Source organism: Streptomyces sp. NBC_00683, assembly GCF_036226745.1.
Taxonomy (GTDB): domain Bacteria; phylum Actinomycetota; class Actinomycetes; order Streptomycetales; family Streptomycetaceae; genus Streptomyces.
Genome location: NZ_CP109013.1, coordinates 8,161,333 through 8,180,596, shown reverse-complemented (window position 1 = coordinate 8,180,596; position 19,264 = coordinate 8,161,333). Strand labels below are relative to the sequence as shown.

At 71.2% G+C, this 19,264-nt stretch carries 19 protein-coding genes; 15 read left to right on the top strand and 4 right to left on the bottom strand.

Annotation, left to right across the window (positions count from 1 at the left end):
• The first annotated feature begins 622 nt into the window (after positions 1-622).
• From OG257_RS35510 to OG257_RS35470, 9 genes are all read left to right on the top strand, one after another.
• Positions 623-1,798, top strand: a complete 1,176-nt coding sequence (locus OG257_RS35510; protein WP_329214300.1) for a glycosyltransferase — start codon at positions 623-625, stop codon at positions 1,796-1,798.
• Entirely contained in the window at positions 1,795-3,291 is a 1,497-nt protein-coding gene (locus OG257_RS35505; protein ID WP_329214297.1) for an exopolysaccharide biosynthesis polyprenyl glycosylphosphotransferase, read from the top strand. Before OG257_RS35510 ends, OG257_RS35505 begins: the two co-directional genes overlap by 4 nt.
• 3 nt (positions 3,292-3,294) lie before the next feature.
• The gene (locus OG257_RS35500) at positions 3,295-4,665 is read left to right on the top strand and encodes an O-antigen ligase family protein (protein ID WP_329214295.1); all 1,371 of its coding nucleotides are present in this window, start codon (positions 3,295-3,297) and stop codon (positions 4,663-4,665) included.
• Positions 4,662-6,302, top strand: coding sequence for a lipid II flippase MurJ (locus tag OG257_RS35495; RefSeq protein ID WP_329214293.1), 1,641 nt, complete (start codon positions 4,662-4,664; stop codon positions 6,300-6,302). The genes OG257_RS35500 and OG257_RS35495 overlap by 4 nt, the downstream gene beginning before the upstream one ends.
• Positions 6,292-7,071, top strand: coding sequence for a polysaccharide deacetylase family protein (locus OG257_RS35490; RefSeq protein WP_329214291.1), 780 nt, complete (start codon positions 6,292-6,294; stop codon positions 7,069-7,071). Before OG257_RS35495 ends, OG257_RS35490 begins: the two co-directional genes overlap by 11 nt.
• The gene (locus OG257_RS35485; protein WP_329214289.1) at positions 7,068-8,234 is read left to right on the top strand and encodes a glycosyltransferase; all 1,167 of its coding nucleotides are present in this window, start codon (positions 7,068-7,070) and stop codon (positions 8,232-8,234) included. The genes OG257_RS35490 and OG257_RS35485 overlap by 4 nt, the downstream gene beginning before the upstream one ends.
• A complete protein-coding gene (locus tag OG257_RS35480) occupies positions 8,231-8,908 on the top strand; it encodes a YveK family protein (RefSeq protein WP_329214287.1) in 678 nt (225 codons plus the stop codon). Before OG257_RS35485 ends, OG257_RS35480 begins: the two co-directional genes overlap by 4 nt.
• Positions 8,905-10,071, top strand: a complete 1,167-nt coding sequence (locus OG257_RS35475; RefSeq protein ID WP_329214285.1) for a GNAT family N-acetyltransferase — start codon at positions 8,905-8,907, stop codon at positions 10,069-10,071. Before OG257_RS35480 ends, OG257_RS35475 begins: the two co-directional genes overlap by 4 nt.
• A 109-nt stretch (positions 10,072-10,180) precedes the next feature.
• Entirely contained in the window at positions 10,181-10,462 is a 282-nt protein-coding gene (locus tag OG257_RS35470) for a chaplin (RefSeq protein ID WP_329214283.1), read from the top strand.
• An 85-nt stretch (positions 10,463-10,547) separates the two neighbouring features.
• Here the strand turns inward: OG257_RS35470 and OG257_RS35465 are convergent, their stop codons facing one another.
• Positions 10,548-11,408: a tyrosinase family protein gene (locus tag OG257_RS35465; RefSeq protein WP_329214281.1), complete on the bottom strand. Its 861-nt coding sequence runs from the start codon at positions 11,406-11,408 to the stop codon at positions 10,548-10,550.
• 20 nt (positions 11,409-11,428) lie between these two features.
• On the bottom strand, positions 11,429-11,947 hold the full coding sequence (locus OG257_RS35460; protein WP_329214279.1) for a tyrosinase family oxidase copper chaperone: 519 nt from the start codon (positions 11,945-11,947) through the stop codon (positions 11,429-11,431).
• A gap of 195 nt (positions 11,948-12,142) precedes the next feature.
• Between OG257_RS35460 and OG257_RS35455 the strand changes: the two genes are divergently transcribed.
• The 3 genes from OG257_RS35455 to OG257_RS35445 all read left to right on the top strand — a co-directional run bounded on the left by OG257_RS35455 (position 12,143) and on the right by OG257_RS35445 (position 15,249).
• Positions 12,143-13,432 (top strand): cytochrome P450, encoded by a 1,290-nt coding sequence (locus OG257_RS35455; RefSeq protein WP_329214277.1) that lies wholly within the window; start codon positions 12,143-12,145, stop codon positions 13,430-13,432.
• Between the two features lie 114 nt (positions 13,433-13,546).
• A complete protein-coding gene (locus OG257_RS35450) occupies positions 13,547-14,734 on the top strand; it encodes a glycoside hydrolase family 26 protein (RefSeq protein ID WP_329214275.1) in 1,188 nt (395 codons plus the stop codon).
• A gap of 92 nt (positions 14,735-14,826) precedes the next feature.
• Positions 14,827-15,249, top strand: coding sequence for an NUDIX hydrolase (locus OG257_RS35445; protein WP_329214273.1), 423 nt, complete (start codon positions 14,827-14,829; stop codon positions 15,247-15,249).
• 39 nt (positions 15,250-15,288) lie between these two features.
• Here the strand turns inward: OG257_RS35445 and OG257_RS35440 are convergent, their stop codons facing one another.
• On the bottom strand, positions 15,289-16,188 hold the full coding sequence (locus OG257_RS35440) for an alpha/beta fold hydrolase (protein ID WP_329214271.1): 900 nt from the start codon (positions 16,186-16,188) through the stop codon (positions 15,289-15,291).
• A 127-nt stretch (positions 16,189-16,315) separates the two neighbouring features.
• Between OG257_RS35440 and OG257_RS35435 the strand changes: the two genes are divergently transcribed.
• Positions 16,316-17,251 (top strand): LysR family transcriptional regulator, encoded by a 936-nt coding sequence (locus OG257_RS35435; protein ID WP_329214269.1) that lies wholly within the window; start codon positions 16,316-16,318, stop codon positions 17,249-17,251.
• Positions 17,252-17,376: 125 nt separating this feature from the next.
• Here the strand turns inward: OG257_RS35435 and OG257_RS35430 are convergent, their stop codons facing one another.
• Positions 17,377-18,015: a hypothetical protein gene (locus tag OG257_RS35430; protein WP_329214267.1), complete on the bottom strand. Its 639-nt coding sequence runs from the start codon at positions 18,013-18,015 to the stop codon at positions 17,377-17,379.
• A gap of 340 nt (positions 18,016-18,355) precedes the next feature.
• Here OG257_RS35430 and OG257_RS35425 point away from each other — a divergent pair, with 340 nt between their 5' ends.
• Complete coding sequence (locus OG257_RS35425; protein ID WP_329214265.1) at positions 18,356-18,685, top strand: SCO0607 family lipoprotein; 330 nt, start codon at positions 18,356-18,358, stop codon at positions 18,683-18,685.
• An 81-nt stretch (positions 18,686-18,766) separates the two neighbouring features.
• Complete coding sequence (locus tag OG257_RS35420) at positions 18,767-19,234, top strand: SRPBCC family protein (RefSeq protein WP_329214263.1); 468 nt, start codon at positions 18,767-18,769, stop codon at positions 19,232-19,234.
• Positions 19,235-19,264 lie beyond the last annotated feature (30 nt).

Genomic DNA, 19,264 nt, shown 5'->3' with positions numbered 1-19,264 from the left:
CTCCTCTGTCTTCGTCGGTGCGCCCACGGCCCGGACCACCATCACGGGGCGGACGATCATCACGAGTTGTACCCGATACTGCCCCGTCGGCCGCACCCACGGGTACCCGCGGCCCGACAGCAGTACATCCGGAGCGCGGTGCCCGCCCGGGGTCCTTCACGACGATTGGCCGGTTCCCGCGCAGAACACGGCGGGACGGGCAGGGCCGGGAGGCCCCCGTCGGCCGCGTGCACCGAGGGCCGCAATTCGCCTCGCGCAACTCGGCATCCGGTGGCGGAACTTCAGGATCAGAGGATTCCGGTATCTCGAATTCCATGACGAGTTGGCGGCTTCCACGATCGGCCGAACGCAAGAGGAAAACGCACGGCATTGCCATCATGGGTCACCGCCCCGAACAGCGGAAGATGCGGGGGTCTGACACGCCGCAGCATTCATTAATACGGCGTCAGCACCCCTGACCGGAGCCAATCCGCATCGCCCGGTGCGCGAGTCATGCGCGTTTTCCTACACACTGTCTGTCACAGTGCATTTCGGTTTTACCCACTTATCTCCGCCGCCATATTCCATTCGCCGGTACTTACCCGAACCGGCTCGTCGGGGGCATGTGAGAAGAGAGCCGTGCGTGCTGCAGAAGAGTTGCACCGAGGAAAGACAACTGACGGTCCTTCATTTGGTCCAGCCGGTGGAGGGTGGAGTCGCACGGGTCGTGACCGACCTCGTCGCCGCACAGGTCCGGGCAGGGCTGCGGCCTGTCGTGGCCTGCCCGCCGGGCGGTTCGCTGGCGTCCGGGGCGGCCGTGGCCGGGGCCCGGGTGTGTGCCTGGCCGGCCGAACGTGCCCCGGGGCCGGGGCTGGGCCGGGAGATCGTCACCGCGAGCCGTCTGATCAGCGCGTACGCGCCCGACGTGATCCACGCCCACAGCGCGAAGGCCGGCCTCGCCGGCCGGCTGGCCGTCCGGGGCCGGGTGCCGACGGTGTTCCAGCCCCACGCCTGGTCGTTCGATGCGGTGGAGGGCCGGACCGCCCGGCTGGCCGTGCGGTGGGAGCGGTTCGGGGCACGGTGGAGCGACCGCATCCTCTGTGTCAGCGAATCCGAACGCCGCGCGGGCGAGACCGCGGGCCTCGCCGCCCACTGGTCCGTGATCCACAACGGCATCGACCTCGGCCACTTCCGGCCGGCCGGCCGGGAGGCCGCGCTGGCGGCCCGGGCTGCGCTGCCGCTCCCGGAGACCGTCCCGGCCGGTGCTCCCCTGGTCGTGTGTGTCGGGCGGCTGAGCCGGCAGAAGGGCCAGGACGTGCTGCTGCGGGCCTGGCGGCGGATGCGTGTACCGGGGGCACGGCTCGTCCTGGTCGGTGACGGGCCGTGCCACGACGAACTGCGGCGCGCGGCACCTCCGGGTGTGCTGTTCGCGGGAGCGAGCCGGGACGTACGGCCGTGGATCCACGCGGCGGACGTCCTGGTCCTGCCTTCGCGGTGGGAAGGGATGGCACTGGCCCCTCTCGAGGCGATGGCGTGCGGCACACCCGTCCTGATATCCGACGTCAACGGAGCCCGGGAAAGCCTGCCGCCCGGCCACGAATCCCACTGCCTTGTGCCGCCCGAGGACCCTGCAGCCCTCGCGACGGCCCTGACCGCTCTGCTGACCGACCCACAGCTGCGGAAGGAGCTGGGCAGCACGGCGCAGAGACATACCCGGTCGGTCTTCGATGTGAGGAAGACCGCCGGGGCGGTCCTGAGCCTTTACCAGGAACTTGTCGGCCTGTCCCACCCCACGACGAGGAAGCGCACCGAGCAATGACGACGGAGAGTGCACCTGTCCCCCGAGCCGCCCAGGCAACAGCCGTACGGCGTACGGCTTCCGCTGTCCGCCCACCGCGCGGCGGTACCGGGCGCGCGCAGTCCCTGCGGGCCACCCGGAGCCGCAGGAGGTGGGGGTCCCCCTCGGGGCTCGTCGCCGCCGACGGCCTCGCGCTGGCTCTTGCCCTGGCGTTGGTGGCCCCCCTGCCGTGGCCTCCGGGGGTCTTCGTCCTCCAGGCCGTGGCCCAGTTGCTGCTGCACGCCCACCGGGGCCTGTACCGGATCGGACTGTCCCCGTCCGTTCTGGCGGAGCTGCCCGCGCTGCTCGGTCTTGCGCTGGTCCAGTGGTACGTGACGGCCGAGGCACTGACCGCGTACGACCCCCGTTACGGCATCGGCTGGACGGCACTGGGCTGCGCGGTCGCCGCGCAGACGCTGCTGAGCTGCGGTGCGCGCACGGCGGTCCACCGGTCCCGGCTCCGGTCGGCTGCCCGCAGCCCCCAGTCGGCCCTGGTCGTGGGAGACGGCCAGGTCGCCCACCGGGTCACCGCCGTCCTGCAGGAGCACCCGGAGTACGGGCTGCGGCCGGTGGGCCGGGTGGGGTCCGACGTTCCGCCCGCCGATGTCCCCGTGCCCGGTGCGACACCGTGCGGCGGAGCTCAGCTCCCCGTACTCACGACCGCGCAGGACGTCGGCCGCGCGGTCATCCAGAACTCGGTGCGGCACGCCGTCTTCACGGTTCCGCCGGAGTCGGCACCCGGCGGGGCGGCGTTGTTCGGGCAGTTCGTCCGGCAGGGCTGCCGGGTGTGGCTGATCACCGAGGAGGGGACGATCACCCCCTGCCGGACCAAGTCCAGACCGGACCATGTGTGGGGGTTCGCGGCCCACGTGCTGGACGACGGCCGGCACCGGCCGGCCGGCCACCGGGTGAAGCGGGCGATGGACGCCGTCCTGGCCATGATCGCCCTGATCGCGGCGGCCCCGCTGCTGGCCGCCTGCGCACTGGCCGTACGCGTCTGCGACGGCCCCGGAGTCGTCTTCAGACAGGAGCGCATCGGACGGCACGGACGGCCGTTCGTCCTGCTGAAGTTCCGCACCCTGCGCCCCGCCGACGCCCATGAGTCCGCCACCCGGTGGAACGTGTCGGACGACGAGGGCATGAGCGGCGTGGGCAGGACGCTCCGCCGGACGTCGCTCGACGAACTGCCGCAGTTGTGGAACGTGGTGCGCGGCGACATGAGCCTGGTAGGCCCCCGCCCGGAACGCCCCTACTTCGTCCAGCACTTCAGCCGGATCCACCCCGGCTACCGGGCCCGTCACCGCATGCCCGTCGGCATCACGGGTCTGGCCCAGGTGAACGGTCTGCGCGGCGACACCTCGATCGAGGACCGTGTCCGCTTCGACAACCGGTACATCGGGACCTGGTCGCTCTGGCAGGACGTGTGCGTCCTCGCGCGGACCGCCGGCTCGGTCTTCCGCCTCGGAGGCAGCTGAACCGTGACTCTCACCCTGACCGCCGCGCCGCCGGCACCCGTCGTCCGGTCCGGACCGGCGCCCCCGGTCGCGCGCCGGTGGGCCACCGGATGGCCGCTGCTGCCCCTGGTCGCGACGGTACTGCTCCTGGCCGTGCCGGCCGACGGCTCGGGGCCCGGGACCGTGAACGGCGTTCCGCCGGCCGACCTCGTCTCGGGCGTCGCGGTGCTCGTCTGCCTGGGGCGCCTGCTGTTCCTGCGGACGCGCCCTCTCACCCCGGCCGCGGCCGTCGTTCTGGGACTGCCGGCCGTTGGTCTCGCGGTGGCCACGGTCACCGCGGCGGACCCGGCGGCGGCACTCCCCGGCTTCGTCCGGTACCTGCAGATCTTCGTGCTGGTACCGGCCGCCGTCTTCATCCTGGTCCGGGACGCCCGAGGGTTCCGGATCATCACGGGCACGCTGGTCCTTCTCGCCCTCGTCCAGGGCGCAACGGGGGTGTACCAGTACGCCACCGGGTCCGGCGCCTCCTACATGGGCGAGGACATCCGCGCCGTCGGTACGTTCGGGCCCAGCGACGTGATGGGCATGGCCACGGTGGTCGCCTACGGGCTGCTCGCAGCCGCCGCGTACGCGCTGGGTACCCGCGCCGGCGGGCCCCGGTGGCTGCGTCCCGGTGCGTTCTGCGTCGCCGCGCTCCTGGTGGTTCCGCTCACCCTGTCGTTCAGCAGGGGGGCCTGGATCGCGACGGTCGCGGGTGCACTGGCCGTGATCGCGCTGACCGGGCTGCGACAGGCCGTGCGCGCGCTGGCTGTGGTGTGCGCGGCCGGAGTCGTACTCGTCGGCGGTTTCGGCGTCGGGTCCGAGATGGTCTCGCAGCGGCTCACCAGCATCACCGAGGTGACGCGCGCCCCCGACCGGTCGGTCAACGACCGATACACCATGTGGGCCGCCGCGGCCGGCATGTGGCGCGAGCAGCCCGTGACCGGCGTCGGTCTCAAGGGCTTCCCCGCGCACCGCGACGGACACGCCTCGATCGGCCTCTCCTCGGGCAGTGACACCGCGGGCGCCGGGCAGGACTTCCGCAAGCAGCCGCTGCTGTCCCCCCACAACATGTACCTGCTCGTGCTGAGCGAGCAGGGACTCATCGGCCTCACCGCCCTTGCGGGCACCTGGGTGGTGGTCCTGGCCGGCGGGGTGCGCAGGCTGGTCCTCGCCCGGGCCCGGGGAGCCGCGGCCGTCGACTGCGGTCTCGCCGCGGTCGGGCTGATGACGTGGCAGACGGTCGACTTCCTTTACGCGGACATCGGCGGTCCCTCCACCGTCCTCACGGGAATCGTGCTCGGACTGGCCGCGTGGTGGGCGCTGGCCGAGCCGGAGAGGGCGACCGCCGCGTGAGCCGGGTCTCTGCGGCGACGGCCGAGCAGGCGAAGGGTCCGGGGACATCCGCGCCCCAAGCTCCGCCGGGGCCGGGGCGGTTCCTCGCCCGGGCGGCCGCCGGTGCCGCCGGGCTGACCGTGATCGCCTCCCTGCTGGGGCTCGTGCGGGACCAGGCCATCGCCCGGCTCTTCGGCGCGAGCCATGCCAGCGACGCGTTCCTGATCGCCTGGACCGTGCCCGAGATGGCGGCCACGCTGCTGATCGAGGACGGGATGGCCCTGCTGCTCGTCCCTGCCTTCAGCCATGCGCTGGCCCGGCGCGCCGCTGGATCTGCTGCGGACGGACAATCGGACGATCCCGTACGGGCACTCGTCGCGGACACCTTTCCCCGGTTGTTCGCCTCACTGGCCGGTGCCGGTGCCCTGCTGGTCCTGGGAGCTCCGTGGGTCGTCAGGATTCTGGCGCCGGGTCTGAGCGATCCCGGACTGGCCGTGGAATGCACCCGTCTGACAGCGGTCACGGTGCTCACCTTCGGCGTCACCGGGTACTTCAGCGCGGCCCTGCGGGCGCACGGGCGCTTCCTGGCCCCGGCCGGGGTCTACATCGCCTACAACATCGGCATCATCGGCATGACGCTCGCACTGCACTCCGTCTGGGGCGTGCGCGCCGCGGCGGCCGGGGTGGCCGTCGGCAGTGTGCTGATGATCCTGACCCAGTTGCCCACGTTCGCACGGCTGCTGCGGCGGCGGGTGCCACGCGCCGACGGGCCGCGCCCGGCACGGGAGGGACTCTCCCCGCTCCTGGGCGCCACGGTCCTCGCGCCCGTCGTGCTGTTCGTGGTGGGCCGTCAGTCGCAGGTGTTCGTCGAGCGGTTCCTCGCCTCGTCCCTGTCCGACGGGGCCATCTCCCATCTCAACTACGCCCAGAAGGTCGCGCAGCTCCCGATGGTGCTGTCCATGATGATCTGTACGGTGACCTTCCCGGTCGTCGCCCGGGCGATGGCGGCCGGGGACCAGGACGGCGCCCGCCGACGGGTCGAGCGCGATCTCGCCCTGGCCGGGACGGTGGTCCTGCTGGGCACGTCGATGGTGCTCGGTTACGCGCACCAGATCGTCGAAGTGCTCTTCCAGCGCGGCGCTTTCGATGCCCAGGACACCGCGGCCACTGCCGGGGTGATGCGGATCTACGCACTCGGGCTGCTCGGCCACACCCTGGTCGGAACGCTGTGCAGGCCGTTCTTCTCCGCCGGAAAGCCCACCTGGTACCCGGTCTGCGCGATGGGCGCCGGGCTGCTGGTCACCACGGGGGCCGGTCTGGCCCTGGCCGGCCCGTTCGGCGTCAACGGCATCGCGGCGGCGAACGCCGTCGGCATCAGCACGGCCGCGCTGCTGCTGCTCCTGGGGCTGGGCTCGCGCGCGGTCGCCATCCGGGTCCGCGCCGTCGCCGTCTCCCTCGGCCGGCCCGCGGCCGCGGCAGCGGTCGCCGGGGCCGCGGGTTGGGCGGCCGCCCCGGCGATCGGCCATCCGGCACTCAGCCTGGCGGCCGGCTGTGTCCTCGTCCCGGCGGCCTTCCTTCTCACCGGACTTGCCCTCAGAGCTCCCGAAGTCGTTCATCTGCTGGCTCTCACCCGACAGAGGTTCCTTCATGGCCGCTGACACATCGGCACACGCCGCCGTCCCGTCCGTTCTCCGACCTCAGCCGTGGATTCTCACCTACCACTCGGTGAGCGACCCCACGGACGATCCGTACGGCATCACCGTCTCCGCCGACCGCCTGGACCAGCAGCTGACCTGGCTGCGCCGTCGCCGCCTCACCGGCGTGGGGGTCGGGGCGCTCCTGCGCGCACACGCCTCCGGCCGCCGCGGGCTGGTCGGGCTGACCTTCGACGACGGGTACGCCGACTTCCTCCACGAAGCGCTCCCGGTACTGCTCGGCCACGGCTTCACGGCGACGGTGTTCGTCCTGCCCGGCCGGACGGGCGGATCCAACGCATGGGATCCGCTCGGCCCCCGGAAGCCCCTGCTGTCCGAGGACGGCATCCGTGCCGTCGCGGACGCGGGGCTGGAAGTCGGCTCGCACGGCATGCGCCACCTGGACCTGACGGCGCTGAGCGACGAGGAGCTGCGTGTGGAGACGCACGGCAGCAGGGAGGCGATCCGCGGCATCACGGGGACCGCTCCGGCCGGCTTCTGCTATCCGTACGGCACGGCCGACCGGCGGGTGCTGGCGTCGGTCCGGGACGCGGGGTACGGCTACGGCTGCGCGCTCGGCCCCGGTCCCCTGATCGGACCGCTGGCCCTGCCCCGTACGCACATCAGCCACGCCGACCGGGGCACCCGGCTGCGCGCGAAGGAGCTGCGGCACCGGCTGCGCCACCGCCCCGGCGCCGCCCCCGCGCCCGTCCCCGCCGGGGGGACCCGATGAAGGCCCTGCACATCATCACGGGCCTCGGTGTCGGCGGCGCGGAGCAGCAGTTGCGTCTGCTGCTCCGTCATCTGCCGGTGCCCTGCGACGTCGTGACGCTCACCAACCCCGGACCGGTCGCCGAAGGACTGCGTGCCGACGGCATCCGCGTCGGGCACCTGGGGATGAACGGCAACCGCGACCTCACCGCCGTGCCCAGGCTGGCCAGGCTCATCCGCCGCGGCGCGTACGACCTCGTGCACACCCATCTGTACCGGGCATGCGTCTACGGGCGGATCGCGGCCCGGCTCGCCGGGACCACGCGTGCCACGATCGCCACGGAGCATTCCCTGGGGCATGCGGAGATCGAGGGGCGGCCGCTCACCCGCGGCACCCGGGCCCTGTACCTGCGCACCGAGCGCCTCGGGGCGGCGACGGTCGCCGTCTCCCCCACCATCGCCGGCCGCCTGCTCGACTGGGGCGTGCCGGCCGCCCGGATCCACACCGTGCCCAACGGAATCGACGCGGCCCGCTTCCGCTTCGACAGCGGTCAGCGCCGTGCGACCCGCGCACTGCTCCGTATCCCCGACGACGCCTTCGTGGTGGGGGGCGTCGGCAGGCTCGTGCCCGGCAAACGCTTCGACGTACTGATCCGTGCCGTTGCGGCGCTCCCGGGCGCCTGGCTGGTACTGGCCGGGGACGGACCCGAGGCCGGCTCGCTGCGCGCCCTGGCCTCCCGGCTCGGGATCGCCGAACGGGTCCGTCTCCTCGGCGAGTGCGACACGGACGGTGGCACGGCGGGCCCCGGGATCCCCGCGGTGCTCTCGGCCATGGACACCTTCGTCTCGGCGTCCCGCGAGGAGACCTTCGGGCTGGCGGCCGTCGAGGCCCTGGCCGCCGGACTTCCCGTCGTGCACAGCGCCTGTCCCGCCATCGAGGACCTCCCGGCCGGCCGGGCACCGGGCGCCACCCGCATCGGCGACGCCGGGTCCCTCTCCTCTCCCGCCGATCTCACGCACGAGCTGACGGCCGCGCTGCGCCACCGGATGGAGAGCGGCGTACGAAGACTGCCGCCGCCCCCGGCCGTGGACCAGTACGACATCAGGCTCAGCAGCGAACGCCTCATGGATGTCTACGCGCACGCCCTCGACACCGCCCCTTCGACCTGGAGAGCACACTCATGACCGAGTCGCCCGAGCAGCAGCCGGCCGCCCGCGGACGGTTCCGCAGACTCCGCCCCAAGTCCGCACTGCCCCACTGGTGGCCCCTGCCCGCCTGCATCCTGCTCGGAACGGCGTCCGGGCTGTCCTACGGACTGCTCGCCCCGACCGAGTACTCGGCGACCAGCTACGCCATGGTGGCGGCCGACAAGGGCGTCGACCCGGCAGCCGCGCTCGGCTACGCCCAGTCGTACGGCCGCCTGGCCACGAGCGAGGCGACCCTGGTCTACGCCCGCGGCGCCGCGGGCGAGCCGGTACGGGAACTGCGCACCCACGTACGCTCCGAGACCTCCCCCGACTCGCCCATGATCGCGATCACCGGAACGTCGGAGAACCGGCGACGGGCCGCTGACATCGCCAACGCGGTCACCGAGGCCGTGGTGGTGAGCAGCGGTCATGTCGCCAAGGACACCGGGGTGAAACTCCTCAAGTTCTCGCACGCCGTGCCCTCGGCGGAACCGGTGTCCCCCTCGGTGCCCCTCGGCACGGCCGTGGGTGCGAGCGCGGGCGGGCTGATCGGCGGCCTGGTCCTCCTCGTACGGCCCCGCCCGGGTAACCGGGGTGTCCCCGCCCAGGTGCCGGCTCCCGCCCAGGCGGGCGGTCCGCTCCCGGCCGACGAACGGGAGCTCGTGCGATGACCGTCGACCTGGACGGGCGCCTCACCGTCACCCTCTGCCGCGACCTGGGCGAGTTCACCGGACTCTCCGGGGAATGGGACGCCCTGCACCGCCGCTGCTCGACCGCCACGCCCTTCCAGAGCCACGCCTGGCTGCATTCGTGGTGGCTGTCCTACGGGGCACCGGGCAGGCTCCGCGTCGTACTGGCCCGGCGGAACGGGCGGCTGATCGGTGCGGCTCCCCTGATGCTCGTACACCGCCCGCTGCCCCTGCTGGTGCCCATGGGCGGGGCGATCTCCGACTTCTTCGACATCCTCGTGGACGACGAGGAGGCGAAGGGCGCGGTCATGGCCCTGGAGCGCGGACTCGAACGGGCCGCCGTCCACACAGTGATCGATCTGCGGGAGGTGCGGCCCGACGCCTCGGCCCAGCTGCTGTACGAGAACTGGTCGGGCGCCAGGAGCAGGCTCACGGACTCGACCTGCATGGAACTCCCCGCCGAGCCCATCGGCGCGCTCCTTTCACGGATGCCCGGTTCGCGTGCCCAGCGCGCCCGGTCCAAGCTGCGCAAGCTGGACGCTCTGCGGATCGAGTGCCGCCCCGCGCCCGAGCACCGCGTGGCGGACGCGGTCGACACCCTGGTGCGGCTGCACGAGCGCCAGTGGCGCGGCCGTGGGATCAACCCCGAGCACCTGCGGCCGCGCTTCTCCGCGCATCTGGTGCGTGCGACCCGCCGGATGGTCCGCGACGGCGAGGCGTCGCTGACGGAGTTCGTGCTCGACGGCGATGTGGTGGCCGCCGACCTGTCGCTCAGGTCCGCGCATCTGGCCGGTGCCTATCTGTACGGAGCCGATCCCGGGCTCCGGGACAAGAAGGTGGACGTGTCGGTGATGCTGCTGCGCGAGGCGGCACAGCAGGCGGCGGACACGGGACGCAGTGTGCTGAGTCTGCTGCGCGGCTCGGAGCAGTACAAGAACACCTGGGAACCCGTTCCGGTCGTCAACCAGCGCCTCCTGCTCGCCCGCTCCGCTCTGGAACCGCTGCTCCGGTTGCGCGAGTCGCAGGTGGTGGCGCGGGACAGGGCCGCGGAAGCCGTGAAGAACCGCTTTCCCGCCGCACGTGACTGGCACAGCAGGCTGAGCTCTCTGCCTGCCGGGGGCCTCTCCGCCATCGGCCGGAGATGACCGCGGATTACGACTTTTGATCCGATCCGTTACCGTCTGTCGATTTTCGCGTTGTCAGGGCATGCCGGCGCACGTTCTGCAGCCGGCTCGACCCTCTCAAGGAGAACAGATGTCGCGCATCTCGAAGGTAGCCGCTGTCATGGCAGGTACCGGTGCCCTGATCGCCGGCGGTGCCGGCCTGGCTACCGCCGACGCCGGCGCGGAGGCCGTCGCCGCCCACTCCCCCGGTGTCGGTTCGGGCAACGCCATTCAGGTGCCCGTTCACATCCCGGTCAACGTCTGCGGCAACACCGTGAACGTCATCGCGCTGCTCAACCCGGCCTTCGGCAACACCTGCGCGAACGTGTCGGACAGCCACGAGGACAAGGGTGACTACGGCTACGGCCACTGATCTCCACGCCGTACGCCGCCGGGCCGCTCCTCCCCACCGGGAGGAGCGGCCCGGCCGTTTCCGCGGCCGGGCCGGATCCCGCCGCTCAGACGTAGCGGTACAGGCGGCTGTGATCCAGGAGCTTCGCGGGCGCCACGTCCCAGGGGGGCATCGGCTCGTCGAGGGCGAAGACCCGGTCGCGCTGCGGATCGCCGGCCGGGAGTCCGCGGCCCGGCAGGTAGCGGGAGCGCGGGTGCGCCTTCTGCCATCGTGTCCAGAGCAGATCCATGAAGGCGTGGTGCAGCCAGAAGACCGGGTCGTCGGGCGACGCGGCACCCCCCATCGAGCCACCGATCCACCGGTGCACCTGGTTGTGGTTGGCCACCCCTCGTCCGCCTCTGATCCCCCAGCCCTCGATCCTGTTCCGGAAGCCGGTGGTGCTGACGCTGTTCCACGGCGCGGTGTCGTAGACCGGGTCGCTCAGCGCCCGGTCCACATCGGCCTTGCTGGGCAGGGTGACCGGCGCGGAGGGGCGGCCGAAGTTCCGGCGCAGGAAGTGGTCGTCGGTGACTCCCGCGCTGATGCGCCAGTTTCCCTCCCGGTACGCGAACGGCCCTGTCATGACCTGCCGGTCCCCGGACCTCCCGTTGCCGCCGAGGAAGTCCTCCGCCCAGAGGGAGGACGCCGGCGTGTTGTCCCGCGTCCAGTCCCAGTACGGGATCGACACGCCGGGGTCGACGGCCTGCAGGGCCTTCTCGAACTCCAGCAGGTACCTGCGGTGCCACGGGAAGAAGGACGGGGTCATATGAGCGGGCCGTGGCCGGCTCTCGGCGTCGGTGACGTAGAACTCCCGGTGCAGGTCGACGAACTCGTCGTACCGTCCCGAGCGCTTGAGCTCCAGGATCGCACCGACCAGGCGCTTCTTCTCCGTGCGTGTGAGGTTGCGCTGATTCTTGCGGCTGTACACCCGTGCTCGTCCTTCGTGGTTCAGATGGTGTGCGGGGAGGCCTTGGCCAGCTGGGCGGTGCCGATCTCGTCGACCGCCGCGCGGGCCGTCTCGAGCAGTGTCGGGAACGACTCGTAGTGGTTGACCGTGCTGAGGTAGCTCCCGTCGGAGCGCCTCATCACATGCAGCGTTCTGCCGTCGATGCTCACCTGCGTGTCCGCGATCGCGGCCACGGCACCGGTCCGGCCGGTGGGCGCCTCGCCGCCGGCAGGCACCAGGGCCGTCGCCGTCCCGCGGATGTCACGGCCCCGGTACATCTCGGCGAACCGCTCGGGCCCGGGAGGGCGCCCTCGCCCGCCGGTGCGGGTCTCTGCCTCCGTGGCGGGGGGCCGGTCATCCGTGGCGCCGGCCCGGGACTCCCGGTCTGTCACGAGAATCGGAGCGAGCGCGCCGCCCGTCCCGGCGATCACGCTCGCCGTGAAGGCGGCGCGCAGCACGACGCGGCGGGCCGGGCTCTTCCTGGCGGCCCGGGCGCCGCTCGTGCCGGTGGTCGGATCCATGATCTGTCTTCCTGCCTCTCGTCCACTCTTCCGAGGTGTCTTCTCTCTCGAAGTTGACAACGAGGCGGCGCGTGAACGGTTCTCGTCGTGCGCGAATCACGCGACCGTGGGAACTTTTCCGGTCCGTCCGGCCGTGTCGCCCGGACGGCAGCGCGCGGCGGGCCAGCATGGCCGTTCCGAGCTCACGGAGGTTGCATGAACGCGCCGACCCAGGTACCCACGAGCCGCGTGCGCAGGACGGCGGACGTCGATCTGGCCGACCCGTCGTTCTGGCAGTTGCCCCGGCCCGAGCGGCTGTCCGCGTTCGCGCTGCTGCGGGAACTCGACGCGCCGGCCCTGTTCACCCCTCGTACGGGCCCGCACGCGCCTTTCCACGCGCTGGTGAGGCACGCCGATGTGAAGGCGGCGAGCCGGCAGCCGCACCTCTTCGCGAGCGCGCCCGGTGTCACCACTCCGGAACCGGCCCGCTGGGCCAAAGCGGTGTTCGGCAATTCCATGGTCAACATGGACGGCGCCGAGCACGCGGGGCTGCGCAGGACCATCTCCCGTGCGTTCACTCCGAGGCTGCTCGCGGCCACCGAGGAGAACATCCGCGACATCGCGCGTCGGCTGGTGGACGAGATGATCGCCGACGGCCCCGGCGACTTCATGCCCTCGGCTCCCTCCCGTATGCCGTTCGAGGTCATCTGCGACCTGATGGGAATCCCCGGCCACCATCGCGCCGAGATCGCCGCCCAGATCGATCAGGCGTCGGAGTACGTGGGCGTCAGGCGCCGGGGCCGCGCACGGCTGCGGGTGCCCGGCCGTGGTCTGCGCTCCCTGGGCCGTATGCAGATGGTGATGGCGAAGCTCGCACGTGAACGCCGTCGCCGGCCCGCCGACGATGTGATCTCGGCCCTGGTCCGCGCAGACGTCGACGGCCAGGCACTGTCCTCGCGTCAGCTCGGCGCCTTCTTCTCCCTGTTGCTGGTGGCGGGGGTGGAGACCACACGTAACGCGATCGCCCACGGCCTGCTCCTGCTGACCGCACACCCGGAGCAGCGCGCTCTCCTCGAGTCCGACTTCGACCGCTACGCCGACGGCGCGGTGGACGAGATCGTCCGGCACTCGACGCCGATCATCCAGTTCCGCCGGACGGTCGCGGCCGAGGCCACACTCGGCGGGCGCACCTTCGTTCCCGGCGAGAAGGTCATGCTTCTCTACGCTTCGGCGAACCGGGACGCCTCGGTATTCACCGACCCCGATGCCTTCGACATCACCCGCACCCCCAATCCGCACCTCGGATACGGCGGGGGCGGACCCCATCACTGTCTGGGAGCACATTTGGCACGGCTGGAAATGAAGGCGCTCTTCCACGAACTGCTCACGCGGCTCGGGAACGTGCGGGCGGTCGGCGAACCGGTCCTCGTCGATTCGAATTTCGACAACCGCGTCCGCTCACTTCCCTTCACCTTCGACAATTGTCACCCGAATGGACCGGTCTGATTCTCCGGATGTCGCGAATGGCCTACTCAAAAGCGCTCGCACAGCCCATTGTTGAGCGTTTCTCCTTAGGGTCGAGATCGTCGTAGGTATGCCGAAAAACCCCAAGGAGGAGCCGTGCCCGCACAGCGCCGTCTCATCAGTTTCTGCATCGGGACGGCTGTGCTCGGCCTCCTCGTCGGTGGTGCGGTCGTCACCGAGCGGACCGGGGCGGACTCCGAGTCCGGTAAGGGCGCTTCACCTGCTTCCTCGCCGGCTGCCGACACCACCGCGATCGGCGCCTACCTGGACTACGGACCCGACGGCATCCGGCGGATGGCGGAGCTGTCGCGCTGGCTCGGCGGGACGGAGCTGCGTGTCGGGCACAGCTACCTGCCGGGCGACCTGTGGGAGAACATCGAGGGCCGACCCGGATTCCTCGCGGCGTGGGGTGCCTGGCGGCGGGCGTCCGAGGACCGGATGTTCGTACTCAATACGCCGATGCTGGAGCGGAACGAGGCGCGCGTCCCGGACGCGGAGGTGCGCAGACTCCTGCGGGCGGGTGCCCGGGGAGAGTTCGACGAGCACTTCCGCAAGCTGGCCGACCGGCTGGTCCTGCTGGGCATCCCGGACACGGTGATCGTCCTCGGCTGGGAGATGAACGGCACCACGTACACGCACCGCTGCGGTCCGGATCCCGTTGCGTGGAAGGCGTACTGGAGTCGCATCGTCACCACGATGCGGTCGGTCCCGGGCCAGAAGTTCCGCTTCGACTTCGCCCCGAGCCGAGGGCGGGACGCCGTTCCCTGGACCGAGTGCTATCCCGGCGACGACGTCGTCGACATCATCGGCATGGACTCCTACGACCAGCCTCCGGCCCGGACCTTCGACGAGCAGGTGAACGAACCGTACGGGCTGCAGAAGCAGGTCGACTTCGCCGCGGAGCGCGGCAAGCCGATCTCCTATCCGGAGTGGGGCCTGTTCCGCAACGGCGACAACCCGCAGTACATGCGTCGCATGCTGAAGTGGATCGACCAGCACAAGCCGGTGTACCAGACGATCACGGACTACTGCCCGCACGGCGTGTGGCAGTGCGCCGAGAACCCCGAGTCGTCCCGGGTGTACCGCGAGATGCTGACCCAGAAGCCGGGGACCGCCGATCCCACCTCGCCCGTACCCGCGCCGAGCGGCACGCCCAAGCCCGACAAGCCCACACCGACCGTGCCCACACCGGACACCAACGGATCCGAGTGGTGCATCAGCATTCCGCTGAGCGACTGGTTCGGCCAGTGGGTGGCGAACCGGAGGTTCTGCCTGCGCGACTGATCGTCGCCCCGGAGTCCGTGGTGCGGCCCGACGGTCACGAATCTGTGGCCGCCGGGCACATTCCGGGGTCGCACCCGTGAATGAATGCGGGTATGACCCGCCCCAGAATCCGTGTCGCCGCCTACGTGGTCCGCCGACGAGACATCACAGAACTGCTCGTGTTCGACCACGTGGATGCACCGGAGGCGGGTACCCAGATCCCTGCGGGAGGCGTACGGCCGGGCGAGGACCTCGAGCACGCCGTCCTGCGGGAGATCGCTGAGGAGACCGGACTGGCGACCGCCGTCCCGGTCCGGCAGATCGCGGTGGAGGACAGCCCCCATCCCGGCACCGGGCAGCCGCGCAGGACCACGTTCTTCCTCCTGCGGGCTCCGGCGGACACTCTGGACGCGTGGAGCCACCGCGTCCGCGGCGACGACGAGGACGCGGGCCTGGTGTTCGCCTGCAGGTTCGTGCCGATTCCTCTGCCGCAGCCGCTGGCGGACGGGCAGGACGCCTGGCTGGACCGGCTCTGAAACAGGGGGCGTACTGCGCCGGCGCCGGGCAGACCGCTGTCAGGCGTCCTGTCCGCGCAGGAACGCCAGTACTGCGGCGGTGAATTCCTGAGGGTTCTCCTCGGGGATCCAATGCGCGGTGCCCGGCACGATGAAGCCCGTCACCCGGTGGGCCACTTCCCGCATCATCTCCTCGACGAGCGCCCCCGAGGTACTCATCGCCCCGCCGACCGCCAGCACCGGTACCGCCAGTTTGCCGTTGCGCCCGAGTGCCGCGCGGTTCTCCTCCGCATCCGCGTCGAACGCCCGGTACAGCTCGAATCCCGCACGCATCGCTCCCGGTGCGGAATAGGCCGAGACGTAGACGTCGAAGTCGCTGCCGTCGATGGCCGACGGGTCGGAGTTGCGTACGGCGAAGAATGCCTGGAGGTACTGCCGTTCACGTCCGGCCACCAGCATCTCCGCGACGTCACGTGCTCCGTGGAACGCGAAGTGCCACACACGTGGGTCGGTGCGCAGCCGGTCGAACACTCCGGTGCCGGGAAGTGGGGCGTCCACAACCACGAGATGGGACACGTCGTCGCGGAACTGCTGGGCGTACGCGTAGGCGACCATGAGGCCGATGTCGTGGCCGACGAGCACGACGGGCTCGCGGATTCCGAGGTGCTCGTGCAGCAGTTCGTGGATGTCGCGCGCCACCGTCCACTTGTCGTAACCGGAGGCCGGGCGCGACGAGTGACCGGCACCGCGGTAGTCGGGAGCGATCACGCGGTATCCCGCTGCGACGAGCGGCCCCATCACCCGACGCCACTCCCACCAGGTCTGGGGAAAGCCGTGGACCAGCACGATCGTGCGGGCGCCCTCGCCGGCCGACACGTAGTGCAGCCGGACTCCCTGGGACAGGTCGGCCATTCCGTGAGTGAGGGCGAGCGGGTCGTGCGGATCCTGGCCGGACGGCATGGTGAAGGCTCCTGTCGTGTCGGGGCGTCCCGGCGGGGGCTCCGCCGGGCTTTCCGCTGCCTACTCTCCATCCAGGAACCCAACAGGACAAGTGAAATGATCTATAGCAACTGTTAAGCTCATCTACATGCTGGATATGAGGCGCCTGCAGATCCTCCGTGCTGTGGTCACCAGCGGTTCGGTGTCCGCCGCGGCCGCGAATCTCGGATACACACCGTCGGCCATCAGCCAACAGGTGGCGGCTCTGGAGAAAGAGGCTGCGACGCCGTTGCTGGAGAGAGCCGGCCGGGGCGTACGGCCCACCGAGGCCGGGCGGCTGCTGACCGGTTACGCGGACACCATCAGCAGGACCGTGGCCGAGGCGGAGACGGCGCTCGCCGACCTCCGGGAGGGCCGGACCGGCCATGTGGGTGTCCGCTACTTCAGCTCCGCCGGCGCCTCTTTGGTGGCTCCGGCACTCGCCCGCATGCGGCACGGACACCCGGGAATCCGGGTCGTGCTCAAGCTGAGCGATCCTCACGACCCGTTGCCGGAGGTCAAAGAGGGCGCTGCCGATCTGGCGGTGGTGGTCCGGCCGCAGGGGGACGTCCCGAGTGGAGTCCGTCTGGTACCTCTTCTCGACGACCCGTACCGCGTGGTCCTGCCGGTCGGGCACCGGCTGGCAGCGCAGCCGGTGATCGATCTCGGCGCCCTCGCCGACGAGGCATGGGTGGGCAGCGAGCGGGCCTCCGACCGGTGCCTGGACATCGTGCTGACCGCATGCGCGGCCGCGGGTTTCAGCCCCGGTTTCACGGTGGAGAGCGGGGACTACGCGACGGCGCTGGGTTTCGTGGCCACGGGCATCGGTGTGGCGCTGATTCCCCGGATGGGGTTGCGCGGTACCGATGCGGACGTTGTCGTGCGCCGGGTCCGGGGGCCCGAACCGGTCAGGGAGATCTGCGCGGCGGTGCGCGGGACGACGACGGTCCCGGCGTCACTGGGTGCCTTGCTCACCGCACTCTCGGACGCCGCGAGCTGCCTGGACGCGTCCCCTCCGGAGTCCGCAGCGGCAGGCAGGGACTGACGGGGGCGGGCTCGGCGCGCCGGCGCATCCATCGGCCGTGCGCCCGGCACGCGTCGGCACCACGGCCCGGCGAGGCGGAACTCCGCCTCGCCGGGCCGGCGTTCGGCCGGGCCTGCCGTAACAGATCAGGCCTTGCTGGTGCAGATCGTGTCGTACGGCCTGCCCGGGCTCGGGAACAGGTCCAGAGGGTCGGCTCCCGCAGGACATTCCTCGGCCGTCTTCGTCAGGGCCACCACCTTGCTCGCGCCGCTGCCCCCAGCGCCGCAGGCCACTTCCTTGGCCGTATCGTCCACGCAGTCGCCCACCACCAGCTGGCCACCGCCCGCTCCGGCATCACCGGGGTGGTCGCCGGACAGGTTGCGGCCGCAGATGGTCTTGCTGGGGAGCCCGTTGCTGGCGTCACCGGACCCGATGGCGACCTTCACCGAGATGATCTCGTCCGTACCCGCCGGGCATTCGACTGCCCCGGCGAAGAAGGAACCGTCAGTGACGGCAAGGGCCTTGATCGTCGCCTTGGGGTCGTCGCAGTCGAGGCTCTGGAAGCTGTCCTTCGCCCCGCCGCTGTCGGGTCCTGCACAGTCTCCGACCTTCCACTCCCGGGCCTTCTGATCGCCGCCGCCGGAGGATTCGCTGCAGGCAGTGGTGACCCCCAGGACGAGCGCGAGGAGCAGCACCGCCCTGACGCCCGCACCAGGACCGCGTCGCGATGGCGAACCCGGGTTGCTCCGACTGCTGTGGGGTCGCGTGCTGCCGTGAACGCTCATGCTGCTGCTCCTTGGGTATATGGCGTGGCACGCAAGGCATTTCGGCGTGGCACACGCATGGTGACGCGCGCCTGACGACGCCCGGAAGGAGCGCGGCGGTTCCCGAGGTGGGCCATGCCGCTTGCATGCGTCCACAAGTCAGGTGCGACGGCGCTGTCCCGGTCCGGACCACGTTCTATGAGGCGATCGGCAGGAACGGAGCGGTCGGCTTCCGAAGTACCGCGGCATGAGGGCGAATTGGGTATCCACGCGTGAGTTGCTGAGTACGCGCACCCAGTACACGGCAGCCCCGGGGCGGCGAGGGTGGTGGCAGACCGGATCACTGGAGAGGAACACGCACATGCCCCGCAGAACGAACCGACCCGCCCCTGCTGTCCGTCCCGCAGGAATTCGCCTCGCCGCTGCCGCTCTCGTGAGTGCGGCAGCGGCCGTGGCACTCACCGGATGTGCTGGATTCGAGTACCGCGAGGACATCTGCAGCAATGGCGAGTACCCCGTCCTGTCCGTGGGCGGCACCGGCTCCGCTTGCGTGTCGGACAAGGAAGAGCCTCCGGGCGGATACGCGCGATACCCGGAGGGCAAGGTGCCGCAGCAAGTCGACGACAAGTGGGACGTGTACTGGGATACCCACACGCTCGACAAGGACGGCACCACCATCGAGGCGCCCTGACGCCGGAGACAGAGCCGTCGAACCCGGCGACAGACCGGCGAGGCTGGGCGGGCGGCACCTCTTCGGCCCTAGGATCGGGCCATGAGCAGGACTGACCGCGCCGGCCGAATGATCGCCGCACCACCGGCGGCTGTCTACGGCGCCCTCCTCGACCGGAAGTCGCTCGAGGCCTGGCTGCCGCCGGACGGCATGCGCGGGCGGATCGAGCGGTGGGATCCACGGCCCGGTGGCGGGTTCCGGATGGTCCTCACCTACCTCGACGCCACCGACAGCCCCGGCAAGACCTCGGATGCGACGGATGTCGTCGACATCGTGTTCGCCGACCTGGTGCCACCGGAGCGCGTGGTGACACGGGCCGTGTTCGAGGCCGACGACCCGTCGTACGCGGGCACCATGACGATGACCTGGTACCTCGCCGCCGCCGGTGGCGGGACCGAGGTGACGGTCACCGCCACGGACGTACCGCCCGGCATCGACCGAGCGGACCACGAGGCCGGGATCGCGTCCTCGCTGGCCAACCTGGCGTCGTACGTCGAAGCTGCCGGCTGACTCGGCTCGTCCGCACCGAAGGGACTGGGC